Here is a 12,265-nt window from a genome sequence, read left to right on the forward strand (position 1 = left end):
CCTCCTCAGCGCGCGAGCGCGGTGTCCTGACGACGTTCCAGCCATTGCACGAACTGCGCGATGGGCAACGACAGCGCGAAGTAGATGAGCGCGATCAGCGAATAGGTTTCGAGCGGACGGTAGGTTTCGGTAGCGATGCTTTTGCCGACGTACATCAGGTCGCCCACAGCAACGATGGCCACCAGCGCACTTTGCTGAAGGATCGAGATGCCGTTGGTCATCAACACCGGAATGGCACTGCGCAGCGCTTGCGGAAGAATCACGTAGACCGTTCGCTGCCAGGGGCGCAGCCCCAAGGCGATGCTGGCATCCAGATGCTCACGGGGCACCGCTTGCACCCCCGCCCGATAGGCTTCGGCATTGAACGCCGTGAGGTTCAATCCCAACGCGAGCACGCCCATGGTGATCGGGTCGATGAACACGTCGAACAACATTGGCACGCAGTAGAAAAACCAGACGATCTGCAACAGCACCGGCGTGCAACGGAAGAACTCGATAAACAACTGCGCCGGCCAGCGCAGGAAAAACCAGCGACTCAAGGTCAGCAGGCACAGACCAAAACCGAGCACCAGGCCGACAACGTTCGACACCAGCGCCAGTTGCAGGGTGACTTTGAGCCCGTCCCACAACAGGCCGGCGTTGCCCTGGAGAAAGTTGAAATCGAATTGATAATTCATGATCAGGCTCCTCAGTCCAGGTGCAGCACTTTTTCCAGAAACTCGCGGGTGCGACGCTCCTTGGGTTGAGTGAACAACTGGTCTGGATGGCCCTCCTCGACCACTTTGCCGTTGGCGCAAAACACCACGCGGGTGGCGATATGACGGGCAAAGTGCATGTCGTGGGTGACGATGATCATTGCCATCTTCTGTTCGGCCAATTGCAACATGACGTTCTGCACCTCGATCACCATTTCAGGGTCAAGCGCCGAGGTGACCTCGTCGAACAGCATCAGCTTGGGCTCCAGCATCAGAGCCCGGGCGATCGCCACGCGCTGCTTCTGGCCGCCGGACAATTGGCTGGGATAGACGTTGATCTTGCTTTCCAGCCCGAGCCGGGCGAGCAACGTCCGCGCCTTTTCGGTGGCCTGGCCCCGGGACAGGCCGTGCACTTTCATCGGCGCCAGAATCAGGTTGCCCAGCACCGACAGGTGAGGAAACAAGGTGTAATGCTGGAACACCATGCCCACCTGGGTTTGCAACGAACTGTCCATTGGCTTGCCCTTGCCCCGGGCATTGCCGTCGATGTAAGGCTTGCCCTGGAAGCGGATAGTCCCGCCCTGAATGCATTCAAGTCCCATCATTACGCGCAGCAATGAGCTCTTGCCGCTGCCGCTTGGACCGATGATCACCAGGCGATCGTCGGCCCGCATATCCAGGTCCAGGTGGTCCATAACCACCAGGTTTTCGCCATAGGACTTGTAGACATCGCGCAGCTGAATGAACTCGCTGCTCTTCGTTTCGAGGGCGTGCAGAGGCCGTGACGGCACCGCCGCTAGACTGGAAGCTTTCATCGAACATTCTCCGGGAGCGCGCAGCCTGCTGCGCGCTCGACATCGGCGGGATTTACTGAGGGGTTTTTTCGGCGTTCGCCAGCTGCGAGGCTTTATCGACCAAGGCGTCGATTTCACCGGTCTCACGGCGTTGGGAGAGGTAAATGTTCAGGGTCTGCAAGTCGGCGGCGCTGACGTCACGGCGCACGCCAAATGCCACACCTTGTTTGGCTAACGCGGGTTTTGGCAGCACCTCTTTGGTCCATCCAGGGTTGGCCATTGCGAACAGATGATTGGTGTCACTGGCATCGACCAGAACGTCGGCACGCTTGGACATCACGGCCAGGCGCACCTCGTCCATACCCGGCAGGCGCATGATCTTGCCTTGTTTGATGACGGCCGAAATAGCCTTGTCCTGCGCAGTGCCAGACATGACGGCAAACGTCACTTCAGGCTTGTCGTAATCGCTGATCGAACTGCCGCCACTGGCGAATTTCGAGTTGTCCTTATTCACCAGCAGCGAGACCTGATAGTCGGTTGCCGGCACCGAAAAACTCACGGCCAGTGCTCGTTCAGGCGTCTGATTCAGCGCCATGGCCATGTCCCACTTGCCACCCTGCAACCCCGCCACGAGGTTGTCCCAGTTGGTGTCGACGAACTCGACCTTGACCTTCAGCACCTTCTCGCCGAAGTCACGGCACAGGTCCACAAAGTAGCCGCTGTATTCACCCGAGCGTGCATCACGCATGACGTAGGGCGCCGCGACGGCGGCCCCGCAGCGCAGAACGCCGGCCTTTTGAATGTCTTTCCACAGTGAAACATCAGCCGCCTGGGCTGGAACCTGGGTGAGCAACGCGCCGATGGCGGATGCGCAAACGAGCATGTTGCGGATGGTGCGAGGAAGGAACCGAGCCATTTTGACCTCTCCGATGATTTCGTTCTTGTAAGCAGGAAGGTACAAATCTACAACTATGTGCGCCATCATGTGTGCAGCGCTGTATGCAGATTAAAGTCGAACGAATTGAGCTGTCAACACGCGGTTCTAAAATTTATCGGGAATGGGATGAGACGCCCGGGCTAAAGGGGTCATCCGTAGAAAGGGAGGTTAGTGCGCAGAAGAGGTAACGGTCAGCGTGGAAGAAGCTAGGGGATTTCGAGCGTGCGACGAAGTGCTTTACCTGCTCGAAACCCACAATGATTCAGGCGCAATACTCAGCCTTTTGATCGTCAATCAGGCGCAGTGCAGATTCCCACGCCAACAGGTGCAGGTTGTCGCGGATCTCATCCGCCGACTGCTTGGCGGTCAGCTCACAGACTTCCCTGGAGGGAAAGCGCAGGCGTTGCCCGCCACTCAACGCAGCCACTTGGGCCTGACAGGCACGTTCAAGGAAATAGATCTGATTGAAAGCCTCGGCGATAGAACCACCGACAGCCAGCAATCCATGATTGCGCAGGATCATCGCCATGTTCGAGCCGAGGTCGGCCACCAGTCGCGGGCATTCGGCCGGGTTGAGCGCAATGCCTTCGTAATCGTGATAACTGAGGCAGCCGTAGAATTTCATGGCGTGTTGCGTGATCGCCAGCAAGCCTTCCTCTTGCGCAGACACCGCCATGCCCGCCGAGGTGTGCGTATGGACAATGCAAGCAGCATCATGGCGAGCGCTGTGAATGGCCGAGTGGATGTTGAAACCTGCCTTGTTCACCGCACCTGCAACGTGAAGCTCATCGTTGATAGTGCCGTTGATATCGATTTTCACCAGGTCCGATGCGCGCATTTCATGAAACAGCACACCGTAGCGATTGATCAGGAACAACTCTTTTGGGCCTGGTGCCCTTGCGGATATGTGTGTGTCGATCAGGTCGGTCATTCGAAAATGAGCGAGCAGTCGATAGAACGCTGCCAGTTCACAGCGAACACTCCACTCCGCGTCAGAGATGAAGGCATGCGGACTTTGGATATTGAACATAAGAGTCACCTGATGAAGAAAGAAAGCACAGCACCTATAAACAAACGCCAAATTTCAGGCAAAAAAAATCCCGGCGACTTCATTTGAAGTCGCCATAACTTGCTATTACTTACCTCAGAAGTTGTAGGCTTCTTTAATTCTCTTCCAGGAATCGCCTATGTGAAATCGCAGCGATTCAATAATCTTTTGTTCATCTTTGGTGCGAAACGCTTCAACGATTGGCCAGTGGTCTACGGCTGCATCTTCGAGGGTGGCAAATCGATGTTCAACCAAACTGATGGAAATCTGAATCTCTGCGTAAATATTCGAAAATGCGCGAATAGTCTGGGTATTTCTCGATAGCTCACAAATGCGCTGATGGAAAGCGATGTCGCGTTCGACGAGGTCCATTTCACGGCCTGTTTTTGCCGCTTCTTCCATTTGGCCGACGATTGCAGCCAGGCCTTCGATGTCCTCATCGGTGAGATGAGGAAATGCCTGCCGTACCGCAAACTCTTCCAACGCCAGGCGGAAGGAAAAAATATCCTGGATGTCGGTCTCCGAAAACGATCGTACAAACGTACCGCGCCGGGGACTGGAGATCAGCAAGCCGCGCTCCTCGAGCTTTCGGATTGCTTCGCGAATCGGGTTACGACTGATCTTCAACGTACGGGCCAGTTCGGCCTCGTTAACCCGTTGCCCCGCCTTCAAATGGCCACTGACCAGCAGCTTGTACAAATATTCGGTCACCTGTTCCGACAGGCTTTTACTGTCGACAAGTGGCGCCGGGAACGCCCCTGATTCAGCGTCGTTTGTTACTGAGGATGGAAATTGATTCATCTAACATTAGCCCGCGGTGTCTGCGATTCAGATAACTATCGTAGCCGAACAAAATCGCTGTACAGATTGCGCACTGTCGACTGTGGACAGAGAGTCTGCCCCTTCACCCCCGAGCCTGTCAATTCAGGTAGTTGTTAGCGCGCAGGCCCTTAACTATTAAAAACCTGCGCGCCGACACTTAACTAACTCTGCTGATACTGAGACTTCCCACGACTTTAAATTTTGAAGTTAAACGCATTATTGTATAGGCAACGATGGCGGTAGCGGGCGCGGACAAGGTGGCCAGGAAACCCGTGCAGTTCATTAGAACCACTCCCACCACCGAGGCTATCAACCACGCAGCCAATCCGCTGTAGTTAACCGTTTTGCAGGCTGTATTCGAGACTCCGCCATCGGCGACTTCTCGTACTTCAATGATCCGCGACAACGCAACGCCGACCCAGGCGACGACGATAATCCCCTGGTAAGCGAGCGCCTCCAGTAGATACTTGAAGACATCGGCCAACATCAGCAAAAACACCAGTGCGCCGACAACCACCGCCCACCAACCCCATTTCCAGTTGATGCCAAATGCCTGCCCTATTGTTTTCAAATTACTGGTGGCCACAAAGTAGTTGGCGGAATTGATTCGGGTCTGGGTGGCCCATACGAAAACGAGGCCCCAAAAACCGAGCAAACTCAATATCGCCAACACCACGGAGATTTCGCTGATCTTCTCGATGCTTGGCACAGAGCTGACCAGGTAAATACCGCACGCGCCGTTAACGACAATGGTGACGAAGTAGAACAAGTAGCTGAAATTCCATTTGGCGTGAAATTTCGTGTCTGCAGGCTTGCCAAATTTTGCGTACTCATAAGCAAAGAGCATGAGCACCCAGATGCCCATGTAGTACACAAAACAGTTCCACCAGCCATACGGGGACGGATCAGCCGGGCCGAATGTCATCCACTCGGTTGAATAGCCGTACTCAGAGATAGAGATGCAAACGGCGGCGATCAGGCCTATGACATACACCGGCAGCAGCACGCCATTGAGCTTGTCGAGCCAGACCTGAATTTTACCCAGAACCAGGGGAACGCTGTACGCCACGACAATCAGCGCCGCCACCGTGTGGGTGATCGAAGGGAACAGATGATTAATAGCCAACGCGATCACAGAGCCTTCGAACACCGCGTAATAAATAGCCGTGGCACCGAGGATGATCGCCGCGAGCACCGCCCCTTTCGAACCGAAAAGTTCTACTGAAAAGGAGGTGACCGAGTGACCTGTCTTGATCGCGTGCCGTGCCATCAAGGAAGTAATGACGCCATAGGAGATGACGGAAAGCAGCATTCCCGTGATCGCATTGAACGTTCCGAACTCCAACGCAAGTGCGCCGCCCACAATGATGTAAAACATTGCACTGCACACCGCCCACCACGCCATGGACAGCGATACTTTATTGATGCGCTCGTCTAATCCGACCACAGTTGCAGGTCGCCCTGCGTTGCCATTACTTTTAATTGGGCCCGCCATTTTTTATGACTCCAGTGATAGAAGGAGGTGTTTGAAAACACGTTTTTTGGGCAGAACAACGACTTGAAGTTATCTTCGGCAACGCTGAAGAATTAGGTATTGTTATAAGTGAGCGTACGGCTTGCGAGAGAAAATCTTTTCGATCAAGGGAATAAAGCTTTCAAGACTCAGCGTGTCGTAATCCGGATCGAAAGAGGGGCAATCCCACTCTCGGCAGAACGTGTCACACTCATCAAACCAGCGATGTCCTCGAAATTTCTCTCGCGTGTTTTTATCCCACCCAAGGTTCTCCCAGTAATAGAAGCCTTGGAAAACATCATGGTTAAGCACAATCCAATGGGTCTTTTCCGACACATAGGGTTTGATCATTGCAGCCGCCAATTCGGCATGGTTATACAACGCAAGGGTGTCACCAATATCGTGTACCAGCGCTGCGATCACCATCTCTTCATCGGCGCCAGCACGCTGTGCACGGGTGGCCGTCTGCAATGAATGTTGCAACCTGTCAATTTGATAAGGTTGTTCACCCTGCCCCAGTAATTGCAGGTTTTTAATGACCAACTCGGGCATATGTTTATGTTCATCGGTTTCGAAAGAGGAGATCAACTTCCAGTCTTCCGGCTGCATCCGGTCAATGCTTTTGAACGAGGCCTTTTCCATCTTTTTTCCTATCCATCGAACGGGGGCTGTATCAGCCCCGTCGTGTAATTTTTACTTGGAGGCGCGCCGCTGCTGACGCTCAGCGCTCCACTTAACACACCAGTCGGAACAGAATTCCTTACCGTCGACTTTGACTTTGGTCGGCGCATCCTGCTCATAGATCAACACGCCGCAGTTAGAGCACTTGATGTAACGTTCGATATAAAGCCCGTTTTCCGAGAATTTCATCTTCAGTTCCCCGTGTATCCGTAATTTGACCTTGCAGATTCGAGTGAGATGTAGCCATCGCGAAGATCACGCTCCACCGACTCCGGTGCCCGTTTTGCCGGGCTGCCAAAACCGCCTCCGCCAGGCGTGGTCAACTTGACGCGATCACCTTGCAGAATGTCGACGTTGGAATAACGGCTGGTAGAAATCTTGCCGTACGCGTCGCACATCGTTTGCCACTCATCCGAGCCTTTTTTCTGCACAAGGGTCGCACCGCAGCCGCCTTCAAGACCGCCATCCAGGCCCCAAGGCTTGGTGAAATGCCGGTCGGTCATTTGCGAAACAGTGATGGTTTCGTTAAGGCACAACATCTCTTTGGTGTAGCCCAAACCACCACGGAATTCGCCGGCACCGCCCGAGTCCGCATCCAGGGCCAGGCGTTCGACGCGCCACGGGAATCGGGTTTCGAACACCTCGACAGGCGTGGTGCGACAGTTGCCATTGATCGAGTCGACCGCGTCGTTGCCATCGGCAAACGCGCGCCCTCCCCAACCCACGGCTTCCAGGTCATAACAGGCGAAGTACTCGCCGCTGGCCGCGTCCACACCGCCGAAAACGAAGTTGCAATGTGTCGCGCCCTCGGCCGCCATTACCCGGTTGGGCACCGCGGTTGCCATTGCGCCCAGAATCGCGCCGGTAATCCGCGGGTGGGTTTCGGTATTGCCCCCCACTGAAGGGGCCGGGAAATCGACGTTGACGATAGTGCCCGGTGGCGAAAGCACCTTGATCGGGCGGAAGCATCCGCTGTTGCGCGGTATCGACGGATCCGTCATGTGCAACACGGCGTTGTAAGCAGCCGACGTTGATACGCCCAATGTTGCATTGATCGGTCCGCGCGCCTGCGGTGAAGATCCGGTGTAATCGATAATGATCTGATCACCCCGAACGTGAACCTCCACAGCGATGCAGTAGGTTTTGTTCGGCGTTACGCCGTCACTTTCAATTGAATCCTCGAAGGCGTAGATGCCATCGGGAATAGCCTCGATCTCGGCTTTCATACGGCGCTCGGCGTAGTCCAGCAGGTCACCAATGATCTGCTGAACCTCACTGACGCCATATTTCTCAAGCACCCCGAGCATCTGTTGTTCGCCCAGGTCTACCGCTGCAATCAGCGCACGCAGATCGCCGTAGTTGGTACGCGGTGTACGGACGTTGGCCAGCAGCAGCTTCCAGATATCGTTGTTGTCGACGCCTGCCGTTTTGATCTTCACCGGAGGCACCCGCACGCCTTCATGGAAGATCTCGGTGGCCTCGCCCGGAAAACCGCCCGGCACCATTCCGCCGACTTCAGCGATATGACCAATCGCAATCGACCAGCCTTGCAGTTCACCACGGAAAAAAATCGGTTTGAAGAAGGTGTGTTCAGGGGTGTGCAGACCGCCACGGTACGGGTCGTTGTGCAGGATGATGTCACCCTCCTTGAGCGACACCGTGTCGATTTCCTTCAAGCACGACTTCACCAGCAGCGGGATACCACCGATCATTGCCGGGCAAAAGTCGGCGACGGCAATCAGGTTGCCCTGCTTGTCGGCCAGGCCACAGGTGAAGTCCAGCGCCTCGTTGAAGATCGTCGAGTAAGAGGTTTTCTGCAGGGTGATGCCCATCTCTCGACAGATCGACACCATCGTCGAATCGAGAACACTCATTGCGACCATGTCCATTATTTGCCCTCCGCGGATTTTGCAGTCACGAGCATGTAGCCGTATTCGTTTACGCGAATTTGCTGGTCGGGTCGCAGGATCGTTACCGAGGCGCTTTCCTCGATAATCGCCGGCCCGGAAATAAGGTGGTTTTGCAGCAGCTGTTCACGGTCGTAAACGGGTGTATCGATCCAGCCTTGTTCAAATCGAACCTTGCGACTGGCATTGGGCCTGGCAGGCTGTTCGGCCAGCGCCAGCGTCGGGATATCGGGCTTTTCGCTGGTAGCAATGGCCACCGCTTTGATGGTCACCAGTTCAATGGTTTCGCCGGGGGTTGCGAAGCCAAAACGTGCCTTGTGAATCTCATGAAATTTTTGCCACAGCTGCGCGGCAGACTCGGCATTGATCGTTGCCACATCGATCGGCAACTCCAGCCCATGATTCTGGCCCAGGTAACGCGCCTCGATGGAGCGTTGCACTTGAATGTTGGTGACGTAACCCTGCTCGGTCAGTTCGCCCACCGCACTGTTCACAAGAAGGGTCAGCGCATCATCGACAGCCACCGCGTCAAACCGTGTGGAAACCTGTTGAATCGTCCGCTGTTTGTCCACGCGAGCGTTGGTCATGATGAAGCCGAACGCCGAGAACTGGCCGGGATAATTCGGTACCAATCCTTGAGGGATGCCGCTGATGTCCAGCAGGTCGCAGATGTGCACCGGGCCGGCTCCGCCTGACGACAACAGGGTGAAGTCACGCGGGTCCAGACCGCGTTGCAACAACACTGTGCGCAACGCACCGAGCATGTTGTTGTTGGCAATTTGCAGCATGGCCATGGCCGCTTCATCTACGCCCATTTGCAGCGTGTCGGCAATACGCGCAACGGCGCTGTAAGCCGCTTCGGCGTCGAGTTTCATCCGGCCACCGAGGAAGAAATCAGGGTTGATGCGCCCCAGCACCACGTTTGCATCGGTCACGGTAGCCTCAAGCCCACCACGCCCATAGCAGGCAGGCCCGGGAACGGAGGTCGCAGACTGCGGCCCCATTCTCAGCAAGCCTCCTTTATCGATCCACGCCAGCGAGCCACCGCCAGCACCGATGGTGTGAACGTCGATCATTGGCACCTGAATCGGAATACCCCACTCAATTTCAAAATCGGTGGTGATATTTTCCTGGCCGTTAACCACGGTTGCACAGTCGGTTGAGGTGCCGCCCATATCAAAAACCACCAGGTTTTTGATTCCGGTAAGTTCAGCGACGGTACGGGTAGCGACGACCGCGCCAGTGGGCCCCGACAACGCCATCTGCACAGGGGTTGCCGCAGCGCCCCAGATGCTTGACTCACCGCCATTGGATTTGATGACACCGACTTTATCGCCGATACCCAAATCATCGAGACAGCTTTTTATACGGGCGAAGCTTTCTTGAACGATCGGCTTGAGAAAAGCATCCGCGATCGTCGTCGAGGCACGGTCGTACTCTTTCCACTTTGGCAGCACGTGAAACGAAGACGAGATGGGGATATCTGGCAATTCTTCAGCCAGGATCTGCGCGATGCGGTCTTCATGCTCCGGGTTGACGTAAGAGAACAAGGTGCACACGGCGATGGCTTCTATGGTGCCATCGTCACGAATCGCCTGGGCCACCTTGCGCACCGAGGCTTCATCCAGAGGCAGGACTTCTTCTCCCTGGGCGCTGATGCGTTCGGCCACTTCATAGCAGTCGGCCCGGCTGACAAATGCCTTGGTTTTGATCCAGGTAATGTCGTAGTGGCTGCGGCGGTCGCCGCGCTGAATGAACGGCACATCTTTGAAACCGGTGGTTGTGACGTACGCAACCTTCGCGCCTTTGCGCGTCAGCAGCGCATTGGTCGCAATGGTCGTACCGAGACGAACCTTGTTGACGGTCGCCATCGACTCGATTCTGGACAGCCCTTCCAGCACGCCATCGATTGGATTGGCTGGCGTGGTCAGGTTCTTCCAGTTTTCAATTTTGCCGGTCGTGGCGTCGTATGACACGAAGTCGGTAAACGTACCGCCAATGTCGACACCAACAATATTGTCCTCACGCATAAGGCGCTCCACTTTTTTATAAATCTGAAATTATCGGGGGCAGTTCTCAAAACAGTTTTGTACGCAGCGTTTGCCATGAGCGTCGCGACTGGCGCGGGTTCTCGAAAAATCACGGCAAGGCATTTTTATTATTCAAGGACGCTATTTTTACATTCGCACATCCAACCTGTGGACTGAAGACTGTGGACAGTTTGCCCATGAGGTTATTTGCTGTCAACCGGTCGAATGCCGGCTCTCGGCCAAAAAAAGCACCGTTCGACGGTTTTTTCGCCTGTTTTTTCGGAGCTGTCCGCCCCGCCCAGAGAAAATGTGAGGCCCGCATCCAAACTTTTCCCGTTACAGGACGTCCTCTCTTTATCACTGCCAACATGGCAATGCCCCTGGACAGCTGACTTCAGCTAAGGACGGACGATGACCTTTTTTATTTTTCTTCTAGCCTGCGGTGCGGCAGCGAGCACCGGGATTATTTTCAAGCCCGGCGCGTGGTATGAATCGCTGATCAAACCGAGCTTCACGCCACCCAACTGGCTGTTTCCGGTTGCCTGGACGATCATTTATCTGTTGCTGGCGTGGGCCGGATACCGGTTGACCCTGATCCCTGGCAGTCAGGCAGTGCTGGCGTTATGGGCGGCGCAAATTGCGCTTAACACGCTGTGGACACCGGTGTTCTTCGGCGCACACCGCATGCTGGCGAGCATGGTGATTCTCGCGCTGTTGTGGCTGGTGGTGGCAACCATGGTGGTGATGGCCTTGCAGCTGGATGTGATTACCGGGTTGATCCTGTTCCCTTACCTTGTGTGGCTTTGTGTGGCCGGCGCATTGAATTTTTCCATCCTGGTCAATAACCGTTGATGGTGAACACCAAGCAAAGTCGTGCAGCCCCATGGCGTGCCAGCGAGCATGAGTTGCAGCAAGTGCGTGACTTCAACAAAAAAATCGCCTGGTTACCGCGCTTCCGAATTCGCAATCGCATCACGCCACGGCTCATTCAGGCGCTGCTGCGTGCCAGTCAAATCGGTGGCACACGTAAACTGCGCAAGCACGGGCTTAACGCACAGACAATAGTGATGGGCATTGACGGTGCCACGGTACCGGTACGCATCATCAGGCCAAAAGGCCAGGCTAAGGGCGTGGTGCTCGACTTCCATGGCGGTGGATGGGTGATCGGCAATGCCCGGATGAACGACGACTTCAACGTTGCCATCGTCAACGCATGCCAAGTCACGGTGGTCTCGGTGGATTATCGACTGGCCCTCTCCACCCCGATTGAAGACATCATGCAGGATTGCCTCGGCGCCGCTCGCGGGTTTCTCAATGACCCAGAGTTTGCTGACCTGCCGGTTATCGTCGTCGGTGAATCGGCAGGCGCTCATCTTGCTGCAGCGACCTTGCTGGCGCTCAAACAATGGCCCGACTTGCTGCAGCGGGTGAGCGGCGCGCTGTTGTATTACGGCGTTTACGATTTGACCGGTACCGCCAGCGTGCGCGCAGCGACTGAGCAAACGTTGGTGCTGGATGGGCCGGGCATGGTTGAGGCGTTTCGTAGGCTGACGCCGGGTTTGAATGACCAGCAACGCCGACAGCCTCCGTTGTCGCCGCTGTATGGCGACTTTAGCGGTTTGCCGCCAGCGCTGATGTTTGCCGGCGAGCTGGACCCGTTGCAAGACGACACGCTCGACATCGCTCAACGCTGGGAGCAAGCGGCGCCGGTCGAAGTGCACCTGTTGCCGTCCTGCCCGCACGGGTTTATTCACTTTCCGACGGCCGTCGCCGCTCGCGTGCTGGAGTACAGCCGCGAGTGGATAACGGCGCAAATCACCGCATGACGGGCTGAAGAC

The 12,265-nt window shown here is 55.6% G+C and carries 12 protein-coding genes; 2 read left to right on the top strand and 10 right to left on the bottom strand.

The window, feature by feature from the left end; genetic code table 11:
• Nucleotides 1-5 precede the first annotated feature (5 nt).
• The 10 genes from ACQR3R_RS11510 to ACQR3R_RS11555 all read right to left on the bottom strand — a co-directional run bounded on the left by ACQR3R_RS11510 (nt 6) and on the right by ACQR3R_RS11555 (nt 10,427).
• Complete coding sequence (locus ACQR3R_RS11510) at nt 6-677, bottom strand: ABC transporter permease subunit (protein ID WP_428272278.1); 672 nt, start codon at nt 675-677, stop codon at nt 6-8.
• Between the two features lie 11 nt (nt 678-688).
• Entirely contained in the window at nt 689-1,510 is an 822-nt protein-coding gene (locus tag ACQR3R_RS11515) for an ATP-binding cassette domain-containing protein (RefSeq protein WP_428272279.1), read from the bottom strand.
• A 52-nt stretch (nt 1,511-1,562) separates the two neighbouring features.
• Complete coding sequence (locus ACQR3R_RS11520; RefSeq protein ID WP_428272280.1) at nt 1,563-2,405, bottom strand: transporter substrate-binding domain-containing protein; 843 nt, start codon at nt 2,403-2,405, stop codon at nt 1,563-1,565.
• Nucleotides 2,406-2,688: 283 nt separating this feature from the next.
• Nucleotides 2,689-3,456: a class II aldolase/adducin family protein gene (locus tag ACQR3R_RS11525; protein ID WP_428272281.1), complete on the bottom strand. Its 768-nt coding sequence runs from the start codon at nt 3,454-3,456 to the stop codon at nt 2,689-2,691.
• 114 nt (nt 3,457-3,570) lie between these two features.
• Nucleotides 3,571-4,275, bottom strand: a complete 705-nt coding sequence (locus ACQR3R_RS11530; RefSeq protein WP_428272282.1) for an FCD domain-containing protein — start codon at nt 4,273-4,275, stop codon at nt 3,571-3,573.
• Between the two features lie 178 nt (nt 4,276-4,453).
• A complete protein-coding gene (locus ACQR3R_RS11535; protein WP_428272283.1) occupies nt 4,454-5,791 on the bottom strand; it encodes a purine-cytosine permease family protein in 1,338 nt (445 codons plus the stop codon).
• Nucleotides 5,792-5,893: 102 nt separating this feature from the next.
• On the bottom strand, nt 5,894-6,451 hold the full coding sequence (locus tag ACQR3R_RS11540; RefSeq protein WP_428272284.1) for an HD domain-containing protein: 558 nt from the start codon (nt 6,449-6,451) through the stop codon (nt 5,894-5,896).
• Between the two features lie 51 nt (nt 6,452-6,502).
• Entirely contained in the window at nt 6,503-6,679 is a 177-nt protein-coding gene (locus tag ACQR3R_RS11545) for a hypothetical protein (protein ID WP_428272285.1), read from the bottom strand.
• Nucleotides 6,680-6,681: 2 nt separating this feature from the next.
• Nucleotides 6,682-8,364 carry a hydantoinase B/oxoprolinase family protein gene (locus ACQR3R_RS11550; protein ID WP_428272286.1) on the bottom strand — a complete coding sequence of 561 codons (1,683 nt, stop codon included), beginning with the start codon at nt 8,362-8,364 and terminating at the stop codon, nt 6,682-6,684.
• 14 nt (nt 8,365-8,378) lie between these two features.
• Nucleotides 8,379-10,427 carry a hydantoinase/oxoprolinase family protein gene (locus ACQR3R_RS11555; RefSeq protein ID WP_428272287.1) on the bottom strand — a complete coding sequence of 683 codons (2,049 nt, stop codon included), beginning with the start codon at nt 10,425-10,427 and terminating at the stop codon, nt 8,379-8,381.
• Between the two features lie 411 nt (nt 10,428-10,838).
• Between ACQR3R_RS11555 and tspO the strand changes: the two genes are divergently transcribed.
• Together tspO and ACQR3R_RS11565 are read left to right on the top strand one after the other, a co-directional pair.
• Complete coding sequence (gene tspO / locus ACQR3R_RS11560; RefSeq protein WP_428272288.1) at nt 10,839-11,279, top strand: tryptophan-rich sensory protein TspO; 441 nt, start codon at nt 10,839-10,841, stop codon at nt 11,277-11,279.
• Nucleotides 11,279-12,253 (top strand): alpha/beta hydrolase fold domain-containing protein, encoded by a 975-nt coding sequence (locus tag ACQR3R_RS11565; protein WP_428272290.1) that lies wholly within the window; start codon nt 11,279-11,281, stop codon nt 12,251-12,253. Before tspO ends, ACQR3R_RS11565 begins: the two co-directional genes overlap by 1 nt.
• Nucleotides 12,254-12,265: the final 12 nt, after the last annotated feature.

The organism is Gordonia sp. IEGM753 (assembly GCF_050321825.1).
GTDB lineage: Bacteria > Pseudomonadota > Gammaproteobacteria > Pseudomonadales > Pseudomonadaceae > Aquipseudomonas.